At 71.4% G+C, this 23,797-nt stretch carries 27 protein-coding genes; 20 read left to right on the top strand and 7 right to left on the bottom strand.

Features of this window, described 5'->3' with window-relative positions; all coding sequences use genetic code 11:
• Positions 1-38 precede the first annotated feature (38 nt).
• The gene (locus tag ACK99Q_RS00750) at positions 39-1,028 is read left to right on the top strand and encodes a DUF3048 domain-containing protein (RefSeq protein WP_410184350.1); all 990 of its coding nucleotides are present in this window, start codon (positions 39-41) and stop codon (positions 1,026-1,028) included.
• A gap of 3 nt (positions 1,029-1,031) precedes the next feature.
• Here the strand turns inward: ACK99Q_RS00750 and ACK99Q_RS00745 are convergent, their stop codons facing one another.
• On the bottom strand, positions 1,032-1,796 hold the full coding sequence (locus tag ACK99Q_RS00745) for a MerR family transcriptional regulator (protein WP_410184349.1): 765 nt from the start codon (positions 1,794-1,796) through the stop codon (positions 1,032-1,034).
• A gap of 47 nt (positions 1,797-1,843) precedes the next feature.
• On the opposite strand from ACK99Q_RS00745, the gene ACK99Q_RS00740 reads away from it, so the two are divergent.
• From ACK99Q_RS00740 to ACK99Q_RS00720, 5 genes are read left to right on the top strand one after another with little or no spacing between them, the layout of a single operon-like run.
• Entirely contained in the window at positions 1,844-2,395 is a 552-nt protein-coding gene (locus tag ACK99Q_RS00740; RefSeq protein WP_410184348.1) for a YqgE/AlgH family protein, read from the top strand.
• Between the two features lie 54 nt (positions 2,396-2,449).
• Positions 2,450-2,725, top strand: coding sequence for a DUF3039 domain-containing protein (locus tag ACK99Q_RS00735; RefSeq protein WP_179426001.1), 276 nt, complete (start codon positions 2,450-2,452; stop codon positions 2,723-2,725).
• Positions 2,722-4,413, top strand: a complete 1,692-nt coding sequence (locus ACK99Q_RS00730) for a DEAD/DEAH box helicase (RefSeq protein WP_410184347.1) — start codon at positions 2,722-2,724, stop codon at positions 4,411-4,413. The genes ACK99Q_RS00735 and ACK99Q_RS00730 overlap by 4 nt, the downstream gene beginning before the upstream one ends.
• Before the next feature lie 45 nt (positions 4,414-4,458).
• Complete coding sequence (locus ACK99Q_RS00725; protein WP_410184346.1) at positions 4,459-5,424, top strand: alpha/beta hydrolase; 966 nt, start codon at positions 4,459-4,461, stop codon at positions 5,422-5,424.
• Positions 5,421-6,248 carry an oxygenase MpaB family protein gene (locus ACK99Q_RS00720; RefSeq protein ID WP_410184345.1) on the top strand — a complete coding sequence of 276 codons (828 nt, stop codon included), beginning with the start codon at positions 5,421-5,423 and terminating at the stop codon, positions 6,246-6,248. The genes ACK99Q_RS00725 and ACK99Q_RS00720 overlap by 4 nt, the downstream gene beginning before the upstream one ends.
• Before the next feature lie 98 nt (positions 6,249-6,346).
• Here the strand turns inward: ACK99Q_RS00720 and ACK99Q_RS00715 are convergent, their stop codons facing one another.
• A complete protein-coding gene (locus tag ACK99Q_RS00715) occupies positions 6,347-7,378 on the bottom strand; it encodes an aminotransferase class V-fold PLP-dependent enzyme (protein WP_410184344.1) in 1,032 nt (343 codons plus the stop codon).
• A gap of 55 nt (positions 7,379-7,433) precedes the next feature.
• Between ACK99Q_RS00715 and ACK99Q_RS00710 the strand changes: the two genes are divergently transcribed.
• On the top strand, positions 7,434-8,462 hold the full coding sequence (locus ACK99Q_RS00710; protein WP_410184343.1) for an LLM class flavin-dependent oxidoreductase: 1,029 nt from the start codon (positions 7,434-7,436) through the stop codon (positions 8,460-8,462).
• A 22-nt stretch (positions 8,463-8,484) separates the two neighbouring features.
• Here ACK99Q_RS00710 and ACK99Q_RS00705 read toward each other — a convergent pair whose 3' ends face one another.
• Both ACK99Q_RS00705 and ACK99Q_RS00700 read right to left on the bottom strand, forming a co-directional pair.
• Complete coding sequence (locus ACK99Q_RS00705) at positions 8,485-9,042, bottom strand: isochorismatase family protein (protein ID WP_410184342.1); 558 nt, start codon at positions 9,040-9,042, stop codon at positions 8,485-8,487.
• On the bottom strand, positions 9,042-10,331 hold the full coding sequence (locus ACK99Q_RS00700; RefSeq protein ID WP_410186044.1) for a nicotinate phosphoribosyltransferase: 1,290 nt from the start codon (positions 10,329-10,331) through the stop codon (positions 9,042-9,044). The genes ACK99Q_RS00705 and ACK99Q_RS00700 overlap by 1 nt, the downstream gene beginning before the upstream one ends.
• Before the next feature lie 65 nt (positions 10,332-10,396).
• Here ACK99Q_RS00700 and clpS point away from each other — a divergent pair, with 65 nt between their 5' ends.
• The 6 genes from clpS to ACK99Q_RS00670 all read left to right on the top strand — a co-directional run bounded on the left by clpS (position 10,397) and on the right by ACK99Q_RS00670 (position 14,053).
• Positions 10,397-10,693 carry an ATP-dependent Clp protease adapter ClpS gene (gene clpS / locus ACK99Q_RS00695; protein ID WP_410184341.1) on the top strand — a complete coding sequence of 99 codons (297 nt, stop codon included), beginning with the start codon at positions 10,397-10,399 and terminating at the stop codon, positions 10,691-10,693.
• Positions 10,690-11,253 carry a DUF2017 domain-containing protein gene (locus tag ACK99Q_RS00690; RefSeq protein ID WP_410184340.1) on the top strand — a complete coding sequence of 188 codons (564 nt, stop codon included), beginning with the start codon at positions 10,690-10,692 and terminating at the stop codon, positions 11,251-11,253. The genes clpS and ACK99Q_RS00690 overlap by 4 nt, the downstream gene beginning before the upstream one ends.
• A 78-nt stretch (positions 11,254-11,331) precedes the next feature.
• On the top strand, positions 11,332-11,811 hold the full coding sequence (locus ACK99Q_RS00685) for a Mov34/MPN/PAD-1 family protein (RefSeq protein ID WP_410184339.1): 480 nt from the start codon (positions 11,332-11,334) through the stop codon (positions 11,809-11,811).
• Positions 11,811-12,089 (top strand): MoaD family protein, encoded by a 279-nt coding sequence (locus ACK99Q_RS00680; RefSeq protein ID WP_410184338.1) that lies wholly within the window; start codon positions 11,811-11,813, stop codon positions 12,087-12,089. The genes ACK99Q_RS00685 and ACK99Q_RS00680 overlap by 1 nt, the downstream gene beginning before the upstream one ends.
• A gap of 2 nt (positions 12,090-12,091) precedes the next feature.
• Complete coding sequence (locus tag ACK99Q_RS00675; RefSeq protein ID WP_410184337.1) at positions 12,092-13,039, top strand: PLP-dependent cysteine synthase family protein; 948 nt, start codon at positions 12,092-12,094, stop codon at positions 13,037-13,039.
• 39 nt (positions 13,040-13,078) lie between these two features.
• Positions 13,079-14,053 carry a ribose-phosphate diphosphokinase gene (locus tag ACK99Q_RS00670; protein ID WP_410184336.1) on the top strand — a complete coding sequence of 325 codons (975 nt, stop codon included), beginning with the start codon at positions 13,079-13,081 and terminating at the stop codon, positions 14,051-14,053.
• Positions 14,054-14,056: 3 nt separating this feature from the next.
• Here the strand turns inward: ACK99Q_RS00670 and ACK99Q_RS00665 are convergent, their stop codons facing one another.
• Positions 14,057-14,497 carry a MarR family winged helix-turn-helix transcriptional regulator gene (locus ACK99Q_RS00665; protein WP_410184335.1) on the bottom strand — a complete coding sequence of 147 codons (441 nt, stop codon included), beginning with the start codon at positions 14,495-14,497 and terminating at the stop codon, positions 14,057-14,059.
• A 52-nt stretch (positions 14,498-14,549) separates the two neighbouring features.
• On the opposite strand from ACK99Q_RS00665, the gene ACK99Q_RS00660 reads away from it, so the two are divergent.
• Positions 14,550-14,966 (top strand): organic hydroperoxide resistance protein, encoded by a 417-nt coding sequence (locus ACK99Q_RS00660; RefSeq protein WP_410184334.1) that lies wholly within the window; start codon positions 14,550-14,552, stop codon positions 14,964-14,966.
• A 99-nt stretch (positions 14,967-15,065) separates the two neighbouring features.
• Here the strand turns inward: ACK99Q_RS00660 and ACK99Q_RS00655 are convergent, their stop codons facing one another.
• Both ACK99Q_RS00655 and ACK99Q_RS00650 read right to left on the bottom strand, forming a co-directional pair.
• Positions 15,066-16,286, bottom strand: a complete 1,221-nt coding sequence (locus ACK99Q_RS00655) for an MFS transporter (RefSeq protein WP_410184333.1) — start codon at positions 16,284-16,286, stop codon at positions 15,066-15,068.
• The gene (locus tag ACK99Q_RS00650) at positions 16,283-17,611 is read right to left on the bottom strand and encodes a GH1 family beta-glucosidase (protein ID WP_410184332.1); all 1,329 of its coding nucleotides are present in this window, start codon (positions 17,609-17,611) and stop codon (positions 16,283-16,285) included. Before ACK99Q_RS00650 ends, ACK99Q_RS00655 begins: the two co-directional genes overlap by 4 nt.
• A 128-nt stretch (positions 17,612-17,739) precedes the next feature.
• Here ACK99Q_RS00650 and murI point away from each other — a divergent pair, with 128 nt between their 5' ends.
• The 6 genes from murI (at position 17,740) to ACK99Q_RS00620 (ending at position 23,777) form a co-directional block, all read left to right on the top strand.
• Positions 17,740-18,546, top strand: coding sequence for a glutamate racemase (gene murI / locus ACK99Q_RS00645; protein WP_179425966.1), 807 nt, complete (start codon positions 17,740-17,742; stop codon positions 18,544-18,546).
• Complete coding sequence (locus ACK99Q_RS00640; RefSeq protein WP_410184331.1) at positions 18,543-19,304, top strand: MBL fold metallo-hydrolase; 762 nt, start codon at positions 18,543-18,545, stop codon at positions 19,302-19,304. The genes murI and ACK99Q_RS00640 overlap by 4 nt, the downstream gene beginning before the upstream one ends.
• 120 nt (positions 19,305-19,424) lie before the next feature.
• Positions 19,425-21,617 carry a choice-of-anchor J domain-containing protein gene (locus ACK99Q_RS00635; RefSeq protein WP_410184330.1) on the top strand — a complete coding sequence of 731 codons (2,193 nt, stop codon included), beginning with the start codon at positions 19,425-19,427 and terminating at the stop codon, positions 21,615-21,617.
• A 120-nt stretch (positions 21,618-21,737) separates the two neighbouring features.
• Entirely contained in the window at positions 21,738-22,457 is a 720-nt protein-coding gene (rph, locus tag ACK99Q_RS00630) for a ribonuclease PH (protein WP_410184329.1), read from the top strand.
• Positions 22,454-23,068, top strand: coding sequence for an RdgB/HAM1 family non-canonical purine NTP pyrophosphatase (rdgB, locus tag ACK99Q_RS00625; protein ID WP_410184328.1), 615 nt, complete (start codon positions 22,454-22,456; stop codon positions 23,066-23,068). The genes rph and rdgB overlap by 4 nt, the downstream gene beginning before the upstream one ends.
• Before the next feature lie 46 nt (positions 23,069-23,114).
• Entirely contained in the window at positions 23,115-23,777 is a 663-nt protein-coding gene (locus ACK99Q_RS00620; RefSeq protein ID WP_410184327.1) for a VOC family protein, read from the top strand.
• The last annotated feature ends 20 nt before the right edge of the window (positions 23,778-23,797 follow it).

Genomic DNA, 23,797 nt, shown 5'->3' with positions numbered 1-23,797 from the left:
CGCCAGCCGCCCACACCCCCTCAGGCATGCTGGGGGGCATGAAGTTGCGGATGCTGTCGGTGACCTGTGCCCTCCTGCTGTCGGTGGGCGCGTGCTCGAACGGAGGCGAGGAGAAGGAGGCGCCCGCCCCGAAGGAGCCTGCGAAGACCACGGCCGCCAAGGTCGCGGCGATCAACCCGCTCACCGGCGGCGTCCTGAAGAAGACGCCCGCGAACCCCGTCTTCGTCGTCAAGGTCGACAACACCCCGGCCTCGGCGCCGCAGACCAGCATCGACCAGGCCGACCTCGTCGTCGAGCAGACCGTCGAGGGCGGCATCACCCGCCTCGCCGCGCTCTACTACACGCGCCTTCCCGGCGACGTCGGCCACGTCCGCTCGATGCGCGCCACCGACATCGGCATCGCGAAGCCGGTGCGCGGCCAGGTCGTCGCCTCGGGCGGCGCGGGCAAGACGATCTCGCGCATCAAGGACGCGGGCATCCCGATCCACTCGCAGGACGCCGGCTCGCCCGGCCTCTCGCGCGACGCCGGCTACGCGCCCTACAACGTCGTCGTCGACCTCGGCCGGCTCAACAAGGACGTCAAGAACGCGCAGCCCGAGCGCCCCTACTTCCAGTGGGCCACCGATGCCGCGGCGCCGAAGGGCCCTCAGGTCACCGGCGCCACCGTGAAGTTCTCCCGCAGCCACACCACGTCGTGGAAGTTCAACGGCAAGGCCTGGAAGCGCACCAACGGCACGAGCGCGAAGGAGTTCGGCGCCAAGAACCTCGTGGTCCTGTGGGCCGACGAGAAGGACGCCGGCTACACCGATCCCGCCGGCAACCCGGTGCCCGAGACCACGTTCCAGGGCGGCGGCAAGGCCGTCGTCTTCATCGGCGGCACGCGTGTCAACGCGAAGTGGAAGAAGGCCAACAACGCCTCCACGATCGTGCTGACCACCCGCGACGGCCAGGCCATGAAGCTGCCGAAGGGCAAGACCTGGATCGAGCTGCTGAGCAAGCGGGAGTCCACCGCGCTCAGCGCGCAGTAGCCGCTAGGAGGACGGCTGGTCGCCCTCGGCGGCCAGCTCCTCCAGCTTGTGGCCGATCTCGACCTCGATCGCCTCGCGCAGCACGCTGCGGAACATCGCGACGACCACCTGGCTCGCGATCGGGATCAGCTGGTCGATCTTCTCGAAGACGACCGGCCACTCCTCCTGGGGCAGGCCGGCGTCGAGGAACGGCTGCGCGACGTCGCGGCTGACGTGGTGGACGAAGCGGTCGGAGATCTGCTCGAGGTGCTCGCGCATGTGCGGCACGATGTCGACGACGCTGTCGGGACTCAGGCCGAGGGCGACCGAGGCGGCGCCCTGACGCACGACGCTCGGGTTCAGCATCCGCACCGTCTGGTCGTCGACGTGCTCCAGCAGGCCGAGCTCGATCATCTGGTCGATGAGCTTGTGGTCGGGGCTCACGTTCGACAGCGAGGCCAGCTCGGCCCGACTGATCACCTCGGTGGGGTCCTGCGCGTCGTCGACCTCGAAGATGTTGAGCAGGTCCAGCGCCACGCTGGAGGCGGTGGACGGCGACTTCAGGATCGCGTCCTCGACCGCCGCCAGGGTGAAGCCGCGACCCAGCAGGGTGCGGATCAGCACGAGGCGCTGCAGGTGCTTCTGGGTGTAGTACCCGGTGCGTCCCTCGAGGCGCGGCGGATCGATGAGTCCGCGCGTGGAGTAGGCGCGGACGTTGCGCACCGTCATCCCGGCCCGCTCGGCGAGCACGTCGACGGTGAACTCCTCGTCGCGCGCCGCGTCCGTCATGCCGCAAGTCTAGGTGAGCGTGACCGCGGATCCGGCATCATGGGGGTATGGCAACGGTGCGAGGCCAGCTCCTGGTCGCCACCTCGGCGATCGACTCCGGCCCCTTCCGGCGAAGCGTCGTGTACGTCCTGGACCACGACGAGGACGGCGCGCTGGGCGTGATCGTGAACCACCCCCTCGAGTCCGACCTCGACGAGGTCCTGCCCGGGTGGGCCGACTCGGCCAACGCGCCCGGCTGCCTGTTCGAGGGCGGCCCGTGCGCGATGGACTCCGCGCTGGCCGTGGGCGTCGTCAGCGACATGGCCTCGCGACCGATCGGCTGGCGTCAGATGGCGGGCCGCGTCGGGATCGTCGACCTCGAGGGACCCGTCCCCGTGGGTGGTGAGCTGCTCGGACTGCGGGTGTTCGCGGGATACGCCGGCTGGTCCACGGGCCAGCTGGAGGAGGAGATCGCGGAGGGCGCGTGGCTCGTGGTGCCGGCCCAGGACGGCGACCTGATCTCGCCCGCTCCCGACCGCCTGTGGAGCGAGGTGCTCCGGCGTCAGGCGGGCGACACCCGCTTCTGGTCGACATTGCCCGACGAGCCCGGGCTGAACTGAGGTCGTCGGCGTGGACCGGTCCTCGGCGTCGGATCCGTCGCCTACGATGGAGGCGTGGGATTCTTCGGCCGCGGCACCCAGACCGTTCAAGACGAGCGCACCGAGCAGCGCCTCGACAACGGCGACCACGAGCGCTTCAGCCACTACGTCCCGAAGGACAAGCTGACCGAGGCCATGGTCATGGGCACGCCCGTCGTGGCCCTGTGCGGCAAGGTCTGGGTCCCCAGTCGCGATCCGCAGCGCTTCCCGGTCTGCCCGGAGTGCAAGGACATCTGGGAGAACTTCAACCCCGGCGACGACGACGAGTCCGGGAGTGACTCCGACCAGTGAGCTCGGGCCTGTCGCTACGGGCCTGGCAGCGTGAGGCGTTCGATCAGTACGTCCGCACGCAGCCGGCCGACTTCCTCACCGTCGCCACGCCCGGCGCCGGAAAGACCACCTTCGCGCTGACGATCGCGGCCGACCTGCTGCACCGTCGCGTCGTCGAGCGCGTCGTCGTGGTGACCCCCACCGAGCACCTCAAGTCGCAGTGGGCGCAGGCCGCCGCCCGCTCGGGCATCGCGCTCGAGCCGAACCTGTCGGGGGCGCTCGGTGCGCGCTTCGACGGCTACTGCGTCACCTACGCGGGCCTGGCCACGAACCCCGTCGGCCACCGCGTGCGCATCGAGCGCAGCCGCACCTTCGTGATCCTCGACGAGGTCCACCACGCCGGCGACGCGCTCTCGTGGGGCGACGCCGTGCTGGAGGCGTGCGAGCCGGCGATCCGCCGCCTCTCGCTCACCGGCACGCCGTTCCGCTCCGACGACAACCCGATCCCGTTCGTCACGTACGCGCCGGTCGGCGACGGCTCGATCTCGTCGGTCGCCGACTACGCCTACGGCTACGGCGAGGCCCTCAAGGAGGGCGTCGTCCGTCCGGTCCTCTTCATGGCCTACTCGGGCGAGATGCAGTGGCGCACGAGTGCGGGCGACGAGGTCTCGGCCCGGCTCGGCGAGCCGCTCACGCGCGACCAGACCGCGCAGGCGCTGCGCACGGCACTCGACCCCACGGGCTCGTGGGTGCCGGCCGTCCTCGAGGCCGCGCACAAGCGCCTCGTCGAGGTCCGCCGCGACATCCACGACGCGGGCGGCCTCGTGATCGCCAGCGACCAGACCTCGGCCCGGGCCTACGCCGCGCTGCTCAAGGAGCTCACGGGGCAGTCGCCCACGCTGGTGCTCTCCGACGAGGCCGGCTCGAGCGCGAAGATCGCCGAGTTCGCCGCGGGCAACGACCCGTGGATGGTCGCGGTGCGCATGGTCAGCGAGGGCGTCGACGTCCCGCGCCTCGCCGTCGGCGTCTACGCCACGACGATCGCCACCCCGCTGTTCTTCGCCCAGGCGATCGGCCGCTTCGTGCGCGCCCGGCGTCGCGGCGAGACCGCGTCGGTCTTCCTGCCCAGCGTCCCCGGCCTGCTGAAGCTGGCCGCCGACCTCGAGGCCGAGCGCGACCACGTGATCGGCCGTCCCGTGCACGACGAGTCCGACCTGTTCGCCGCCGAGGAGGCGCTCATCGCGCGCGCCAACGCGTCTGAGGGCGCCAGCGACGAGCTCGGCAACCAGTACGCCGCGATCGGCAGCGAGGCGCTGTTCGACCGCGTGGTCTACGACGGCGACGAGTTCGCCCCGATCGACTACGAGATGGTGGCCGGCGATTCCGACGAGCTCGACTTCCTCGGCATCCCCGGTCTGCTCGAGCGCGACCAGGTGGCCGAGCTGCTGCGCAGCGCGCGCACCCGCAAGCGCGAGGACGCACCGGCGCGCGCTGAGGCCGACGTCGAGTACGAGCGCCGCGCCCAGCTGCGCCGCGACCTCAACTCGCTCGTGGCCGCGTGGCACCACCGCACCGGCACGCCGCACGGCGTCACTCACAACAAGCTGCGCCAGGAGTGCGGCGGCCCGGCCGCCGCCCAGGCCACCACGGCGCAGCTGCAGCACCGGATCGACATGCTGCGCGACTGGGCCCTGCGCGCCTCGGGCTGACCCGGACGGGTGACCCGGGTCACGCGTGACCCCTAGGCTGTGCCCGTGAGTGCCCCACTGCCGCCGCGGACCCGTGCGTTCGCCGCCCTCATGAAGCGTCTGGCCACCCCCGTCGAGGAGGCCACCGACTACGCCGAGCTGCGCGCCCAGCGGCTGCGGCTCATGCAGTCGCCGCCGGGCCGCGTCGTGTTCGGCCGTCCCGACCGGCGCGTGCGCACCGAGGAGATCGAGATCCCGCTCAAGGGCCGCACCCTGCGCGCGATCGTGCACCGCCCGACGGGCGTCGGGGGACTGCGCCCCGCGGTCGTGAACTTCCACGGCGGCGGCTGGGTGCAGGGCTCGCCCGAGCAGTCGGCGTGGCTCGCGTCGCGCGTCGCGGCCGGTAGCGGTGCCGTCGTCATCTCGCCGTCGTACCGGCTGGCGCCGGAGCACCCGTACCCCGCCGCCGTCGAGGACACGTGGGAGGCGCTGGGCTGGATCGCCTCGCGCGCCGAGAGCCTCGGCATCGACGCCGACCGGCTCGCCGTGATGGGCGACAGCGCCGGCGGCAACCTCGCGGCCGTCGCGGCGCAGCGGTCGGTGACCGAGGGCGGACCGCGGCTGCGTGCCCAGGTGCTGATCTACCCCGCGGTGGAGATGTACGACAAGTTCGCCTCCGAGCTGCGGATGCCCGACGAGCCGGTCCTGTCCTCGGCCAACATGAGCGCCTTCGCGCACCTCTACATGGGCGACGCCTACGGCACCGAGGACCCGCTCGCCTCGCCGCTGCGCGCCAAGTCCTTCGACGGGCTGCCGCCGGCGTTCATCCTGACCGCCGACCACGACCCGCTGCTCGACAACGGCGTCCACTACCGCGAGGCGCTCCAGCGCGCGGGCGTGCCGGTGCGCTACCGCGAGTACCCGGGGACGGTGCACGGGTTCGTCAGCCTGCCGGGCGTCTCGCCCGCCGCGACCGACGCCGCCTCCGACATCGTCGACTACGTCGCCGCGCACGTGGTGGTGCCGAGGTGACCCGCCGGGTCCGCTCGAACGGCCTCGATCCCGAGGTCGACTACGAGGAGATCGCGCGGCTGTTCGGCCAGTACGACTTCCCGTGGGACCTCGAGCAGGCCCTGAGCTTCGCGCTGTTCCGCACGTACGCGGTCCCGTCCATCGGGCGGCTGCTGTACGAGACCGAGCAGTTCGGCACCGACACCCAGCGGCGCCACGACGACACCGCCCTGCTGCTGGGAGAGATCGTCGACCAGGGACTCGAGAGCACGCCCGGTCGCGCCGCGATCCGACGGATGAACCAGATGCACGGCCGCTACGACATCAGCAACGACGACATGCGCTACGTCCTGGCGACCTTCGTCGTGATGCCGAACCGCTGGGTCAACCGCTACGGCTTCCGACGCACCACGCCCACCGAGGACGTCGCCGGCGTGAACTACTACCGGCGTCTCGGGCGGCTGATGGGGATCACCGACGTGCCCACGGACCTCGCCGGGTTCGCGCGCCTGCTCGACGACTACGAGGCCGAGCACTTCCGCTTCGATCCGCGCTCGCGCGCCGTGGCCGACGCGACGCTCGACCTGCTCACCACGTTCTACCCGCGTCCGCTCGCGCCCGGCGTGCGCCGTTTCAGCATCGCGATCATGGACCCGCACCTGCGCGAGGCGTTCGGCTACGACCATCCGCCGGCCTGGTTCGAGCGGCTGAGCCACGGCGCGCTGCGGCTGCGCGGTCGGGTGGTGCGGATGCTGCCCGAGCGCACCGAGCCGCGCCGCGTGCGCGACTCGAGCCGCATCAAGAGCTACCCCGGGGGCTTCCTCATCGAGAACCTCGGGACGTGACCGAGGTCGCGCTTTCCTCAAAGTTGTGCGAACGTACAACTCAGGGTTCCTTCGGGAGGTGACGCCCGGCTCGGCATCCTCGGGGTGCCGACCGGGCGTCATGCACGCAGGGCGTCGACCACGCGGTCGAGGTCCTCCTCGTCGTTGTAGAGGTGGAAGGCGATGCGCGCCGCACCCTGGCGCACCGAGGCGCGCAGCCCCGCGTCCTGCAGCCGCGTGGCGGCGTGCTCGATCGGGATCGAGACGATCGCCGAGTCCTGCGGCGGCAGGTCGAGCGCGGCCCGCGCCCGGCCGGCAAGGTCGAGGTTGTGCGCGGTGACGGCGTCGAGGTCGAGCGTCGCCATCCACGCCAGGCTCGTGGCCGCGCCGACCAGCGGGAACCACGAGGGCGAGATGTCGAACCGGCGCGCGTCATTGGTGAGCCGCAGGGGCAGCCCGTAGGTGGTCTGCCACGGCGCGCCCCCGGCGTAGCGGTTGGCGTGATGCGGGACGAGCCGCTCGACCATCCGCTCGGCGTACGACGCCCAGGCGATGCCGGTGGGCGCCAGCAGCCACTTGTAGCTCGAGCTCACCACGACGTCGGCCCACGCGAGGTCGAGCCGAAGCCAGCCCAGCTGCTGCGTCGCGTCGAGGATCACGAGCGTCTCGGTGCCCTCGGTGGCGGCCCGCAGCGCGGCGAGGTCGACCTGCGCGCCATCGGCCGACTGCACGGTGGACACCGCCACCACGTCGTGATCGGCCGCCAGCTCGGGCAGCCGCTCGAGCGGCACCTCGGTGACGGTCACGCCGCGGCCGTCATGGGCGGCGAACGGAAAGCTGACGGACGTGAACTCGCCCTCGGGGACCAGCACGCGCGAGCCGTGGGGCAGGGCGGACGCCACCGGGCCGAGCAGCGCGGCGACGGACGATCCCATCGCGACCGACTCGACCGGGACACCGGCCAGCTGTGCGAACGCCGCGCGCCCCGTGGCGATGTCGGCGTCGAAGTCGGGCCCCACGACCGTGCCCGCGGCCCAGCCGCGGTGGACCCGCTCGAGCGCGTCGACGGTGGCCTTCGGCGGCAGCCCGTAGGCGGCCGTGTTGAGGTAGCCCTCCGGCCCGATGAACGTCGCCCCGAACGCCTCTCGCATGGCTCGACGCTAGCGCGTGGGGAATCGAACGGGCCCCTCCCGGGTTGAACCCGGTGTGAAGCTCTCGGTCCTGGATCTCGTCCCTGTCCGCACCGACCAGACCAGCGGCGATGCCGTCGCCGCCGCCACCGAGCTGGCGCAGGCCGCCGACCGGCTCGGGTTCGAGCGGTACTGGGTCGCCGAACACCACAACATGCCCGCCGTCGCGGCGACGTCGCCGCCGGTCCTGATCGCCCTGCTGGCGGCGGCGACCGAGCGCATCCGGCTGGGCTCGGGCGGCGTCATGCTGCCCAACCACGCGCCGCTCGCGGTGGCCGAGCAGTTCGCGCTGCTCGAGGCCGCGTTCCCGGGACGCATCGACCTCGGCATCGGGCGCGCACCCGGCTCGGACCCCGTCACCTCGTGGGCGCTGCGCGGTGCCGCGGGTCGCGACGACTCCGACATCGAGAACTTCCCCCGGTACCTCGACGACGTCGTCGCCCTCATGGACGGCCGCGGGGTCCGCGTGCCGATCCCGAACCAGCAGTACGTGCTGAAGGCGACGCCGGCCGCCGTCGGCGCCCCGAACCTGTGGCTGCTCGGCTCGTCGATGTACTCGGCGCACCTCGCGGCCGCGAAGGGCCTGCCCTACGTCTTCGCGCACCACTTCAGCGGGCACGGCACCGCGGAGGCCCTCGAGGTCTACCGCAGCGAGTTCCGGCCCAGCGACGTCTGCGACCGGCCGACGACGTTCCTCACCGTGAACATCGTCGTGGCCGACACCGCCGACGAGGCCACCGCGCTCGCGCTGCCGAACCTGCAAAACATGGCTCGGCTGCGCACCGGCAAGCCGCTCGCGCCGATCGACCTCGTGGAGGACGCGGAGGCGCTCGACCTCGATCCGGGCATGGACTCGCTCGTCGACTCCGGCCTGGCGCGCATGGTGGTCGGCGACCCGGACACCGCGCGCAAGGAGCTCGAGGCGCTCGCCGCCCAGTTCGACGTCGACGAGGTCATGCTGCACCCGGTGGCGTCCGCCCGCCGCGGCGCCGACCCGCGAACGACGCCCGCACGCGTCCGCACCCTCGAGCTCGTCGCCGGCTGACCGGGGATCTCTCGAGATCCCGTCAGGCCGTCGTGACGCCCGCCGCGGCCCACTCCTGCCAGACCTGGTTGAGGTTCTCCGGCGTCACGGCCGCCGTGAGGTCCTGCAGCACGGTGACGCGGAAGCCCTCGGCCGCGCCGTCGAGGGCCGTGGCGCGCACGCAGTGGTCGGTGGCGATGCCGCACACGTCGATCGCGTCCACGTCGCGGTCGCGCAGGAACTCCGCCAGGGATCGTCCGTCGGCGTCGGCGCCCTCGAAGCCGGAGTAGGCGGCCTCGTACGCGCCCTTGTCGAAGATCGCCGCGAAGAGGTCGTCGGTGAGCGGCTCGTGCAGTTCGGCGCCCGGCGTGCCGACGACGCAGTGCGGCGGCCACGAGTCCACGTAGTCGGGCGTCTCGCTGAAGTGCGGGCCCGGGTCGACGTGCGCGTCTCGGGTGGCCACCACGAGCTCGTAGTCGCCCGCGGCGGTCAGCTCGGCCACGGCCTTGGCCACGGCGGCACCGCCGGCGACGGCGAGCGAGCCGCCCTCGCAGAAGTCGTTCTGGACGTCGACGACGACCAGGGTGCGGGGTCCGCTCATCAGTCCTCCTCGTAGATCGTCGCGATGGCAGGATCGCCCTTGGAGAGGCGTCGCGCCGCCGCGGGCAGCTCGCGCAGCGACGCCTGGAGGCGGGCTCGCGAGTCCTGCAGGGTGGCTCGGTGCACCCGCTCGCCGGCCTCGACGAGCGGCACCATCAGCTCGCGGTCGTCGCCGTCGTCACGGGGCTTGACGTCGATCCCGACGACCTCGGCCTCGGCCACGCCCTTGGGGCTGAGCCGGCGCAGCGCGGTCTTGCGGCCGCCGATGGACGTCTTGTCCTTGCTCTTCTTCGCGACGCCGAGCATCTCGCCGTCGACGGTCTCGCGGGCCACGAGCTTGTAGACGAAGCCGCTCGTGGGGGAGCCCGAGCCCGTGACGAGCGACGTGCCCACCCCGTAGCCGTCCACGGGCGCCGCGGCCAGGGCGGCGATCGCGTACTCGTCGAGGTCGCTCGTGACCGTGATGCGGGTGTCGGTGTTGCCGGCGGCGTCGAGCTGGGCCCGGGTGGCCCGCGCGACGTCGCCGAGGTCGCCGGAGTCCAGCCGCACGCCGCCGAGATGAGGCCCGCCGACCTCGATCGCGGTGGCGACGCCCTGCGGCGTGTCGTACGTGTCGACCAGCAGGGTCGTGTCGTGCCCGAGCGACCCGATCTGCGACGTGAACGCGTCGCGCTCGGAGTCGTGCACGAGGGTGAACGCGTGCGCCGCGGTGCCGGCGGTGGGGATGCCGTAGCGGCGCCCGGCCTCGAGGTTCGAGGTGGCGGCGAACCCGCAGATGTAGGCGGCCCGCGCGGACGCGACGGCGGCCTCCTCGTGCGTGCGGCGCGTGCCCATCTCGATGCACGGCCGGTCGCCCGCGGCCATCGTCATGCGCGTCGCGGCCGAGGCGATCGCCGAGTCGTGGTTGAGGATCGACAGGATCAGCGTCTCGAGGATCACGCCCTCGCCGAACGTGGCGTCGACCCTCAGGATGGGCGAGCCGGGGAACCACAGCTCGCCCTCGGGGTAGCCCCAGATGTCGCCGGTGAAGCGGTAGTCGGCCAGCCAGTCGCACGTGACGTCGTCGACGACCTTCGACAGCCGCAGGAACTCGATCTCGGACTGGTCGAACCGGAAGTCCGCCAGCGCGTCGAGCACGCGCGCGGTGCCGGCCACCACGCCGAACCGCCGCCCGCCGTTGAGCCTCCGCCCGAACACCTCGAACACGCTGCGCCGTGAGGCCGTGCCGTCGGCCAGCGTGGCCTGCAGCATCGTCAGCTCGTAGTGGTCGGTCAGCAGCGCGGTCGACACCATGGGTTCAGCGTAGGACCACGCCGACCTTCGTGCGGGGGAGCGCGGGCAGGCACAATGGGGAGGTGACCACCCCCACCCCCGTCGAGACCGAGAAGCCGGAGGCCGACCTCGTCGTCCAGCTGGAGGACCCGTGGGTGACCATCGTCTGGAACGATCCGGTCAACCTCATGTCGTACGTGGCGTTCGTCTTCCGGACGTACTTCGGCTACACCGAGGAGAAGGCCACCCAGCTGATGCTCGCCGTGCACGAGGAGGGCAAGGCCATCGTCTCGAGCGGCCGCCGCGAGGAGCAGGAGCGCCACGTGCAGGCCATGCACGAGTACGGCCTGTGGGCCACGCTCGAGCGGAGCGACGTGTGAAGCCCTTCCGCCGCCGTCGGCGCGGCACCGTCACGGCCACGTTCGAGCTCAACGAGGCGCAGCTGCTGGTCAACCTGGCCAGCCAGGTCGTCGAGCTGCTCCAGGACCGCAACGGTCCCAGCGAGTCCGAGCCCGATCCGCTCGCGCAGCTGATCGGCATGACCGGCCCGGTGCAGCCGCCCGAGGACCCCGTGCTGGCGCGGCTGCTGCCCGACGCCTACCGCGACGACCCGGTCGAGGCCGCGGAGTTCCGCCGGTTCACCGAGCAGTCCCTCTCGTCCACCAAGGTCGGCAACGCCCGCGTCGTGATCGAGAGCCTCGAGGACGGCGGGCTCGCCGAGGGCGCGAAGCACGTCGAGGTCGAGCTCGACGACGCCGCGGTGATGTCCTGGCTGCGCGCGCTCACCGACATCCGCATCGCGCTCGCCGTGCGCCTGGGCATCGAGACCGAGGAGGACGCCGAGCGCCTCGCCGAGTCCGACGACGAGGCCACTGTCGCGATGGGCGACGTGTTCGACTGGCTCGGCTTCGTGCAGGAGACCCTCGTCCACGTCGCCTGAGCGAGTGCCCGCCGGAGCGCTGTCCGCACCACGGATGGGTGGATCGGGCGTCGGGACGCCTCGATAGACTCGGGAACCGTGTTGACCATCCTGCGCGACCACGTGGAGGCGATCATCGCCCACGCGCGCCGCGACCACCCCGACGAGGCGTGCGGCGTCATCGCCGGGCCGTTCGGGTCCGACCGCCCCGAGCGGCTCATCCCGATGCTCAACGCCGCGATGTCGCCCACGTTCTACGAGTTCGACTCCGGCGACCTGCTGCGTCTCTACCGCGAGATGGACGACAACGACGAGGAGCCCGTCGTCATCTACCACTCGCACACCGCCACCGAGGCCTACCCGTCGCGCACCGACCTCAACCTGGCCTCCGAGCCGAACGCGCACTACGTGCTCGTGTCCACGCGCGACGGCGCCCACGAGGCCGGCGAGGTGGACTTCCGCTCCTACCGCATCGTCGACGGAGCGATCACCGAGGAAGAAGTTCGCGTGGTCGACCGTTACACCGAAGACAGCACGACTGCGGATCCCGCAGTCCCCCCAACCGAAGGTGACATCTGATGGCCGTCGAGGTCCGCATCCCCACGATCCTGCGCCCCTACACGGGGGGTGAGCGCGCCGTCGAGGCCGACGGCACCAACCTGTCCGCCCTGATCGACGATCTCGAGGCGAACCACGAGGGCATCAAGGAGCGCCTGCTCGACGGCGCCGAGCTGCGCCGCTTCGTCAACGTCTACGTGAACGACGAGGACGTCCGCTTCACCGGCGGCCTCGAGACCGAGCTGTCCGATGGCGACACCGTCGTCATCCTGCCCGCGGTCGCGGGCGGCGCGGCCTGAGCATGCGCTATGACTCGCTCGTCGACTCGGTCGGCCACACGCCCCTGGTGGGGCTGCCGAGCCTCTCGCCGAGCGACGACGTGCGGCTCTGGGCGAAGCTGGAGGACCGCAACCCGACCGGCTCGATCAAGGACCGCGCGGCACTGTCGATGATCCTGGCGGCCGAGGCCGACGGCACCCTCACGCCCGGCTGCACGATCCTCGAGCCCACCAGCGGCAACACCGGCATCTCGCTCGCGATGGTCGCGCGCCAGCGCGGTTACCGACTGATCTGCGTCATGCCCGAGAACACCTCGGTCGAGCGGCGCCAGCTGCTCACGATGTTCGGCGCCGAGATCATCAGCTCGCCCGCCGCCGGCGGCTCGAACGAGGCCGTGCGGGTGGCCAAGGGCCTCGCGGCCGAGCACCCCGACTGGGTCATGCTCTACCAGTACGGCAACCCCGCGAACGCCGATGCGCACTACCGCGGCACCGCGCCCGAGCTGCTCGAGGACCTGCCCACGATCACGCACTTCGTGGGCGGACTGGGCACCACGGGCACCCTCATGGGCGTCGGCCGATTCTTCCGCGACCACAAGCCCGACGTGCGGATCGTCGCGGCCGAGCCGCGCTACGGCGAGCTCGTCTACGGCCTGCGCAACCTCGACGAGGGCTTCGTGCCCGAGCTCTACGACGCGTCACTGATCGACGGCCGCTTCTCGGTCGGCCCGCGCGACGCCGTGCGCCGCGTGCGCCAGCTGATCGACGAGGAGGGCATCTTCGCGGGCATCTCGTCCGGCGCGATCCTGCACGCCGCGCTGGCCCAGGCCGCGAAGGCCGTCAAGGCCGGCGAGCGCGCCGACATCGCGTTCGTCATCGCCGACGCGGGCTGGAAGTACCTGTCCACCGGGGCGTACGAGGGCACCATCGACGAGGCGGAGGACCGCCTCGAGGGCCAGCTCTGGGCCTGACCTGTTCAGTGTGCCCCGCGACCCGTTAGCCTTCGAGCCGTGAGCGACATCGTCGTGTTCTCGGGCAGTGCACACCGGAAGCTGGCAGAGGAGATCTGCAGCAACCTCGGGGTCGCCCTCAGCCCCTCGGACACCCAGCGGTTCAGCAACGACTGCCTCCAGGTCCAGCTGCTCGACAACTGCCGCCAGCGCGACGTCTACATCGTCCAGCCGCTCGTGCCGCCCACGCAGGACCACCTCATGGAGCTGCTGCTCATGGTCGACGCGGCGCGCGGCGCGTCCGCGGCCTCGGTCACCGTGGTGGTCCCGCACTACGCCTATGCGCGCTCGGACAAGAAGGACGCGTCGCGCATCTCGATCGGCGGCAGGCTGGTGGCCGACATGATGGCCACGGCGGGCGTCAACCGCGTCGTCACGATGACCCTCCACGCGCCCCAGGTGCACGGCTTCTTCTCGATGCCCGTCGACCACCTCACGGCGCTCGGCGAGCTCGCCGAGCACTACCGGGCGCAGGACCTCAGCAACGCGATCGTCGTCTCGCCCGACTTCGGCAACGCCAAGACGGCCTCGCAGTTCGCCCGCCTGCTGGGCCTGCCCGTGGCCGCCGGCAGCAAGCAGCGCAAGGCGGACGACAAGGTCGTCATCGACACGATCGTGGGCGACGTGGCGGGCAAGCGCGCGATCGTCCTCGACGACGAGATCGCCACGGGCGGCTCGATCATCGAGCTGATGGACAAGCTGGCCGAGTCCGGGGTCACCGAGGCGTCGGTCGCCTGCACGCACGGCCTGTTCGCAGGCAAAGCGGTCGAGCGGCTGCGCTCGCACCCCGCGATCACCGAGGTCGTCACGACCGACACCGTCCCGGCCCCGGCCGACTGGCCCGAGCTCAAGGTGCGCTCGGTGGCGCCGCTGTTCGCCGAGGCGATCGCGCGCATCCACGCGGGCGAGTCGGTCTCCAGCCTGTTCGACGGCGTGGACCCGGCACACGCGCCGCCGCAGCCGAAGCTCTTCTGAGCCTCAGCCCTCCAGCTCGGTGATCAGTCGGTCGAGCAGTCCGCGCAGGGCGCGACCGTCGGCCGCCGACATGCCCATGCCCTCCACGAGACGGGCCGGCACGTCGGCCACGCGCTCGCGCAGCGCCCAGCCCTGCTCGGTCGCCGACACGAGCACGCGACGCTCGTCCGCTCGGTCGCGGGCGCGGGTGACGAGCCCGGCGGCCTCCATCCGCTTGAGCAGGGGAGTGAGGGTGCCCGAGTCCAGGTGCAGGCGGGCACCCAGCTCGCTCACGCCGAGGGGCGCGTCGGACTCCCACAGCGCCAGCAGGCACAGGTACTGCGGGTAGGTGAGTCCCACCTCGGCGAGCAGGTCGGTGTAGCGGCGGGTCACGGCACGGGAGGCGGCGTACAGCGGCAGGCAGATCTGCTGGTCGAGCGCGAGCTGCGGGTACGAGTCGTCCACGACTCCAGACTAGACCTTGCGGCAATCAATTGCGCGCAATAGAGTTGCAGACATGAAACCTCTCTACACCGCCAGCGCCGTCGCGACCGGTGACGGCCGCAACGGCCACGTCGAGTCCACCGACGGCATCCTGACCGCCGACGTCCGCGCCCCGAAGGAGCTCGGCGGAGCCGGAGGGGCCACGAACCCCGAGCAGCTCTTCGCCGCCGGCTACGCCGCGTGCTTCCACTCCGCGCTGCGCACCGTCGCCAAGCGATCCGGTGCCGACGTCACCGACTCCGAGGTCGTCGCCGACGTCTCGATCGGCGAGGACGGCACGGGCGGCTTCGGCCTGGCCGTGGCCCTCGAGGTCACGCTGCCGAACGTCAGCCGCGAGGAGGCCGAGAAGCTCGTCGAGCAGGCGCACCAGGTCTGCCCCTACTCCAACGCCACGCGCGGCAACGTCGAGGTCGACCTCAGCGTCGCCTGACCGCCGCCCCGCCCCACTTCTGGAACGGGATGCACGCTTTCGCTCCGCGAAGACGTGCCATCCGTTCCAGAAGTGGAGCGTCGTGCGTCGCGGGCAGGGTCAGCGCACGCCGCGGATGCGGACGACGGCCAGCGCGCCGGCGAGCCCGACGAGGGCGGCCGTGACGTAGAGCGTCGTGTAGCCGCCCAGTGCGTTCACGATGACCGCCGCGACCACGGGCGCGAGCACCTGCGGCAGCGCGTTGGCGATGTTGATGACGCCGAGGTCCTTCGCGAACCCCGCCTCGTCCGGCAGGACCTCGGTGATGACGGCGAGGTCGACGGCGATGAACGCGCCGAAGCCGACGCCCAGCACGACGGCGGCCACCAGCACGCCGGGCCACGTCTGCCAGAACGCCAGCAGCAGCGCGGCGACCGCCATCACGACGCCGGCCCACACCACGAACACCTTGCGGCGCTCGACGCGGTCGGACCAGCGCCCCGCGACCACGGCCGAGATCGCCACGACGACCGAGTTCACCGCGATGACGACGAACACGCCGCCGTCGGGATCCGCCACGCCCACCGCGTCCTGGAGGAAGTAGAAGAGGTAGAGCGTCGCGATCGCGTTGCCGAGGTTGACCACGAAGCGGGTCAGCCACGCCCACGCGAAGTCGGGGTGCCGGGTGGGGGAGATCCAGAACGACTGCGCGAACGCGCGCGCCGACCACGGGATGCGCTCGGTGCGCGGCTCGTCGTGGCTGCGCGCGAGGTACGGCAGGGCGCTCAGGAGCAGGAACGCCGCGCACGCGAGGTAGCCCGCGCGGGTGCCGCCGAACGCGATCGCGAGCCCCGCGCCGACGAGGATGCCGAGCGTCTGGCCCAGCCCGACGAGTCCGCCGGCCCACGCGCGCTGGGCGACCGGCACGCGGTCGGGCAGGGTCGCGGTGATCGAGGCCAGCGAGGCGTTGACCGAGGCCTGCACGAGGCACCAGCCGACCACGACCTGCCAGAACTCGCTCGCGCCGGACAGGATCGTCAGGCCCAGCGCGCCGATGACCGAGCCGGCCGTGATCCACGGGACGCGTCGGCCGAAGCGCGACCGGGTGCGGTCCGACAGCGCGCCGAAGAGGGGATTGGCGACCATCGAGATCGCCGCCCCGATGCCCGTGACGATGGCGAGCGCCGTCTCCTTGCCGTCGCCGACGATCGCCTCGGTCTGCTGGGGCAGCAGCACCGCGAGCGGGCCGAAGAACGCGACGTAGGTCCCGAGGTTGACGACCGCGACCGACAGCAGCCACGGCAGGCGCACGGGCGCCAGGCGCTCGACGGGCGTGGTCATCGGTCCCGCTGCGCGTCGATCACCGACCGGTACCAGGCGAACGAGTCCTTCGGGATGCGCTGCTGCGTCTCGTAGTCGACGTACGTGAGGCCGAAGCGCTGCGAGTAGCCCTCGGCCCACTCGAAGTTGTCCATGAAGGACCAGTGGAAGTAGCCGCGCACGTCGACGCCCGCGTCGATCGCGTCGTGCAGGGCGCCGAGGTGGGCGGCCGTGTAGTCGATCCGGCGCTGGTCGCGGACCCGGCCGTCCTCGCCGGGCGTCTCGTTGAACGCTCCGCCGTTCTCGGTGATGAGGATCGGTGGCAGCGCGTCGCCGTAGGTGTCCTTCAGGCCCGTCAGCATCCGCGTGAAGCCCTCCGGGATGATCGGCCAGCCGAAGTCGTTGTACTCCAGGCCCTCGGGCGTGACCATCTCGAACGGGATCTCGGCACCGGGCTCGGCCGCGGCGACGTGCTGGGGGTTGTACGAGTTGACGCCCAGGAAGTCGATGGGCTGCGAGATCAGCTCGAGGTCGCCGTCCTGCGCGACCGGGTCGACGATCCCGGCCAGCGGCCACGTGCCCAGCAGGATCGGGTCGAGGAACGCGCGGTTGTAGATGAGGTCGAACAGGCCCGCGGCGTCGCGGTGCTCGGGCGTGTCCTCGATCGGCAGCACCTCGCAGTGGTTGTTCGCGGGGCCCACCTGCTGCGCGCCGGCCGCCCGCAGCGCCTGCACCGACCGGCCGTGGGCCAGCAGCTGGTGCCAGGCGACCTGGAGCGCGCCGAACCCGAGCTCCTTGCCCGGTGCGTGGATCCCCGTGGCGTGACCGAGCAGCGTGAACACCACGGTCTCGTTGAGGGTGAACCAGCGCGTGACGCGGTCGGAGAGACGCTCGCCGACGATGCGCGCGTACTCGGCGAAGCGGTCGGCGATGTCGCGGTTCTCCCACCCGCCGCCGGCCTCGAGGGCCAGCGGCGAGTCCCAGTGGAAGAGCGTCGCGCTGGGCTCGATGCCGTGCTCGAGCAGCGTGTCGACGAGCCGGTCGTAGAAGTCGAGCCCGCGCGGCTCCACGGTCACGCCGTCCGGCTGGATCCGCGGCCACGCGATCGAGAAGCGGTAGGCGTCCACCCCGAGGTCGGCCATGAGCGCCACGTCGTCGCGGTAGCGGTGGTAGTGGTCGCAGGCCACGTCGCCCGTGTCACCGGCCAGGGTGCGGCCGGGCGTGTGGCTGAACTCGTCCCACACCGAGCGCCCGCGTCCGTCCTCGTCGATCGCCCCCTCGATCTGGTACGAGGCGGTCGAGACGCCCCAGGTGAAGTCGGGTCCGAAGTGAGGCAGATCACGCATGCGCCCATCCTGCACCGAAACCCGCACCCGCGGGGGACCCTCGACGACACCGTCGATCTCGGTGTGATGACGGACCTCACGCCGGTTCGACTGCACGTCCGGGCGGCGAGGTGTCTACCCTCTGACGTGTGAGCGACGCACCCATCGGCATCTTCGACTCGGGCTTCGGGGGCCTCACGGTCGCCCGGGCCGTGCTCGACCAGCTGCCGCACGAGCCGATCGTCTACCTCGGCGACACGGCCCGGCAGCCCTACGGGCCCAAGCCGATCTCCGAGGTCCGCGAGTACGCCCTCGAGTGCCTCGACCACCTCGTCGCGCTGGGCGTCAAGGCCCTCGTCATCGCGTGCAACTCCGCCAGCGCCGCCGTCCTGCGCGACGCGCGCGAGCGCTACGACGTCCCGGTCGTCGAGGTGATCCTGCCCGCCACGCGGCGCGCCGTGAACGCCACGCGCAACGGCCGCGTCGGTGTCATCTGCACCGCCGCCACCGCCACGTCGGGCGCCTACGACGACGCCTTCGCCGCCAACCCGGGCATCGACCTGCACACCAGCACGTGCCCGCGCTTCGTCGAGTTCGTCGAGGCCGGGATCACCGGCGGACCCGAGCTGATCGCCGTCGCGCAGGAGTACCTGGCGCCGCTGCAGGAGGCCGGCGTCGACACGCTCGTGCTCGGCTGCACCCACTATCCGCTGCTGACGGGCGTCCTCGCGTACGTGATGGGCGATAGCGTGACCCTCGTGTCCAGTGCGGAGGAGACCGCGAAGGACGTGTATCGCCTGCTGGCGTCGCACGGCCTCGAGCGCGACGGCGCGCTGCCGCCGCCCGAGCACCGCTTCCTCACCACGGGGCACCCCGCCGAGTTCGCCGACCTCGGTCGTCGCTTCCTCGGTCCCGAGGTCGAGTCGGTCGACCAGTTCGCGTGGGTGGCCACGTGAGGCTCACGATCGTCGGGTGCTCCGGCTCCTTCCCCGGCCCCGAGTCGGCCGCCAGCTGCTACCTCGTGGAGGCCCCGTTCGAGGGCCGCACGTTCCGGCTGCTGCTCGACCTCGGCTCCGGCGCCCTCGGGCCGCTGCAGGACGTCATCGACCTGCGCGACATCGACGCGATCAGCCTGTCGCACCTGCACGCCGACCACTGCTTCGACATGAGCGGCCTCTACGTCGTGCGCAAGTACCACCCGTCCGGCCCGCCGCCGAAGATCCCGGTCTACGCCCCGCCCGGCAGCGACTGGCAGCTGTCCAACGCCTACGGCACCACCGCGCCCAACGGGATGACCCTGCCGTTCGAGTTCCGCGAGCTGGCCGACGGTCTCGAGACGATGATCGGGCCGTTCACGCTCAAGGCCCGTCGCACCCCGCACCCCGTCGAGGCCTACGCCGTCCGCGTCGAGCACGAGGGCAGCGTCCTGGTGTACTCCGGCGACACCGGCCCCGACGACAACCTCGCCGACTTCGCCTCCGGCGCCGACGTGTTCCTGTGCGAGGCGTCGTTCGTCGAGTCCGCCGAGAATCCGCCCGACCTGCACCTCACGGGCGCCGACGCGGGCCGCCTGGCCACCAAGGCGCAGAGCGCGCGACTGTTGCTGACGCACATCCCGCCGTGGACCGACCGGGCCGAGGTCGAGGCCGATCTGCTCACCACCTACACCGGCGACTACACGCTCGTGCGGGCGGGCGACGTAGTCGAGTTGTAACTCGACGGGGCATTGCCCTGGTGGGTCGCGAGGGGGTTAAGTGACTCTCGGTGCCCAGCCACCGTGCCATCAGGGCACGGCGTGTGCGTCCGGGGGGACGGGCACCAAGAGAGGTAGATCGTGAAGATCTCATGGAAGCCACTCGCCGTGTCCGCAGCACTCGCGGCCTCGGCACTGACGGGGCCGGCGATCGCCGGCAGCACGGCCACCGCCGCCGCGCCGACCTCCGCGAAGGCCGCCGATCCCCAGCCGTTCCACCCCGACCTCGACCTGAAGGACCTCACCTTCCAGGGCAAGAAGGTCGACACCACCACGCAGTACAAGGCCGGGAAGCGCACCCAGAGCCGCTCGGCCGCTCCGGCGGGCGAGACCCCGCCCGTGGGCACCGTCCGCGAGTGGCTCGCCCTCGACGACGTGCAGGGCTCGATCTACTACAAGGACTACACACTGCGCGGGTCCGGCGACAACATCGAGGTGTGGGTCGCCAACGACATCGCGTTCCCCGAGGGCGACTGCCGCGGTGACGACGCCACGGTCGTGACCGACGCCCAGGTCGAGAGCCTGGTCGAGGAGTTCGACTCGAACATCTACCCGAAGGAGTCCGAGGCGTTCAGCACGCCGCCGGCCCGCGACGGGTCGAACGCGCTCATCGAGGGTGACTTCAGCGGCGGCGGCGAGAAGATCGTGACGCTCGTCGACAACGTCCGCGACGACAACTACTACGACTTCCCGGCGGCCCCGACGTACATCGCGGGCTTCTTCTGGTCGATCTTCAACGAGTACATGGATCGCAACATCATGACGATCGACGCGTTCGACTGGGAGCACCGCACCGGTGCCGACCCGGCCGACGAGCCGACCGGCGACGTGTGCACGAGCCGCCCGGCGCGCCCGCACCTCTACGAGGGCACGTTCGCGCACGAGTACCAGCACCTGCTGCAGTACTACACCGATCCCGGCGAGAGCATCGCCGTGAACGAGGGCCTGTCCGACTGGGCGCAGACCCTCGTCGGCTACGTCGACGGCACAAAGACCGTCTACGACAAGGGCGGCGACGGCCACCTCTACTGCTTCCAGGGCTACGGCACCGTCCAGACCCCGTACAACACGAACCCGCGCGACTGCGGCGGCCCGGAGAACTCCTTCAACCTCTGGGACGAGGGCAACACCTCCTCGGGCGTGCTGGCGGACTACGGCCACGCGTACCAGCTGATGCTGTACCTGGGTGACAAGTTCGGCGAGGACTTCATCTCCGAGCTGCACCGTGACGGCGAGGCCCAGGGCATCGCGGCGATCGACAAGCAGCTCAAGGCGAAGGGCACCAGCTTCCGCAAGGTGTTCCACGACTTCCAGTCGATGACGCTGCTCGACCAGCTGGTCGGCGACGCCAAGAAGGCGCTCCTCGTGGGCACCACGAAGTCGAAGGTGACCACGCCGAGCCTGCGCTCGTCGGTGAACCTGGACAACCCCGCCGCCTACGCGACGCCGGGTGCCGCCCCGAACGGCGCCGACTACGTCCCGCTCACGGTCAAGGGCAAGCAGATCACCGGTGCCCAGCTGCGCAGTGCGACGTTCGAGGGCGCCAAGACGCTCCCGGCCCAGCCGCTGCGCTGGACCTCGGTGACCGACGACAGCGATCGCCCCGGCGACGCCGTCCTGTTCTCGGGCAACGAGAACAGCCTCGACGTCGCGGCGGTCACCCCGGTGACGGTCCCGGCGGGCTCGCCCACGCTGACGCTCGACGCCAAGTACGGCGCCGAGGAGGGCTACGACTACGGCTACGTGCAGGTCTCCACCGACGGTGGCGCCACCTACACGTCGCTCGCCGGCGACAAGACCGTCGACGGCCCGCAGGGTCCGGCGCTGGCCGGCACCACCGACGGCTTCGAGCCGCACACGTTTGACCTCTCGGCCTACGCGGGCCAGGAGATCCTGCTGTCCTTCCGGTACATCTCGGACGGCGGCGTGAACGAGGGCGGCCTGAAGATCGACAACGTGGTCGTCGGTGACACGACGATCAGCGACGGCTCGAACCTCGACGACTTCCAGTCGCCGACGCAGATCCGTCCGACGCCCGTGGAGAACTGGCACGTCAAGCTTGTCGGCATCCGTCCGGGCAAGGTCCCGTACGTGTTCCAGGTGGCCTCGGACGGCAAGAGCTCGGTCAAGCTCGACAAGCTCTCGCTGATCGCGCTGAAGCCCGCCAAGCAGATCGTGGCGATCGTCAGCTACGACGACTCCACCGAGATGGTCCAGCAGTACGCGCCGTACCGCCTGACCGTCAACGGCGAGCTACAGCCCGGCGGCAGCTGAGCCGACTGACGGTTTCCCCGGTTACGTGGGAAAACTGTCACTTCCCGGGGATTGTGATCCCCGGGAAGTGACAGGAAACCCACGTAACCGGGGAAACCTCCGCCCGGCTACCGTGGCGGGGTGACCCGAGAAGACGGCAGGACCCCCGAAGAGCTGCGACCGATCACGATCACCCGAGGCTGGCTCGACCACGCCGCGGGCTCGTGCCTGATCGAGTTCGGCAAGACCCGCGTGCTGTGCGCCGTGGCCGCCACCGAGGGCGTGCCGCGCTGGCGCAAGGGCTCGGGCATGGGCTGGCTCACCGCCGAGTACGCGATGCTCCCGCAGGCCACCCACGACCGCTCCGCCCGCGAGTCGGTCAAGGGCAAGGTTGGCGGCCGCACGCACGAGATCAGCCGCCTCGTCGGCCGTTCGCTGCGCGCCGCGGTCGACCTGTCGCAGCTCGGCGAGAACACGATCGCGATCGACTGCGACGTGCTCCAGGCCGACGGCGGCACCCGCACCGCGGCGATCACCGGCGCCTACGTCGCGCTGGTCGACGCGATCGCCCAGCTCAAGGCCCAGGGCGCGGTGAAGGGCGACCCGCTCGTCGACTCCATCGCCGCCGTCAGCGTCGGCATCATCGACGGCACCCCCATGCTCGACCTGCCCTACGTCGAGGACGTGCGCGCCGAGACCGACATGAACGTCGTGATGACCGGCTCCGGGAAATTCATCGAGGTCCAGGGCACCGCCGAGGGCGCGGCGTTCGACCGCTCCGAGCTCGACGCGCTGCTCGGCCTGGCCGAGAAGGGCTGTGCCGACCTCACCCGGCTGCAGCGCGAGGCGCTCGCCTCGTGACCCGCGTCGTCCTGGCCTCGGGCAACGCCAAGAAGCTCGACGAGCTGCGCCGGATCCTCGAGCCCCTCGTGCCGGGTGTCGAGGTGCTGGGCCTGGCCGACGTCGAGCCGTACGACGAGCCCGCCGAGACCGAGCCGACCTTTGAGGGCAACGCGCTCATCAAGGCGCGCACGGCCGCGCAGGTCACGGGCCTGCCCGCGCTCGCGGACGACTCGGGCATCTGCGTCGACGCGCTCAACGGCATGCCGGGCGTGCTGTCGGCCCGCTGGTCCGGCGTCCCGAAGGACCAAGGGGGCGACGCCGCGAACAACCGTCTGCTGCTGGCGCAGCTGGCCGACGTCCCCGACGAGCGCCGTGGTGCCACCTTCCGGTGCGCGATGGCGTTCGTGCTGCCCGACGGCACCGAGGTCGTCGAGATCGGCGAGATGCCCGGCCGGGTGCTGCGCGAGGAGCGAGGCGCGGGCGGCTTCGGCTACGACCCGCTGTTCGCCGCCGAGGGCCACGAGGTGTCCACCGCCGAGCTCTCGCGCGAGGAGAAGGACGCCATCAGCCACCGCGGCCGCGCCCTGCGCGCGATCGCACCCGTCGTCGCGCAGGCGCTGACGTCCTGACGCGCTCGGGGTGACGCCGTCGGTGGTCGCCCCTAGCGTGGGCTCCATGGCACTCGTGGAGTTCAAGGACCTGGTGATCGACGTCGAGGACCCGGCGGCCGCCGCCGAGCGGTGGGGGCGCTGGCTCCACCTGCGCGGCGAGACCGATGAGGTCGGGGCCGTGCTGCGCGGCGACGACCCCGGCCAGACGATCTGGATCAACCCCGCCGAGCCCAAGACGGTGAAGAACCGCGTCCACCTCGACCTCGTCGCCCGCGACCTCACGCCCTTCGAGGGCCAGCAGCGGGTCACCGAGCCCGGCCAGTTCAGCTGGACGACCTTCCTCGATCCGGAGGGGCACGAGTTCTGCGTGTTCGAGGGCGGTGAGCGGCCCGACGGCCTCAAGGACGTCGTGGTCGACGCGATCGACCACGCCGCGATCGGTGCGTGGTGGGCCGACGTCTTCGGCGCCACGCTCGGCTCCGACGGCGACTACTCGTGGGTCGACGACATCCCGGGCTCGCCCACGGAGTCGTTCGACTTCGTCACGGTGCCGGAGCCCAAGACGGTCAAGAACCGCATCCACTGGGACGTCAGGCTCGTCGGCGACGCCACGGTGGACGACCTCGTCGAGCGCGGTGCCTCCGTGCTGCTGCCGCCCGGCGACGACCGCCGCTGGACCGTGATGGTCGACCCCGAGGGCAACGAGTTCTGCGTCTTCGACGCCTGATCCGCCGCGCGGGCGTGGGC

The sequence above is a fragment of the Aeromicrobium sp. MLTX1 genome, assembly GCF_046452335.1.
In the GTDB taxonomy this organism is placed as follows: Bacteria; Actinomycetota; Actinomycetes; order Propionibacteriales; family Nocardioidaceae; genus Aeromicrobium.
This window is presented reverse-complemented; position numbering and strand designations above follow the sequence as displayed.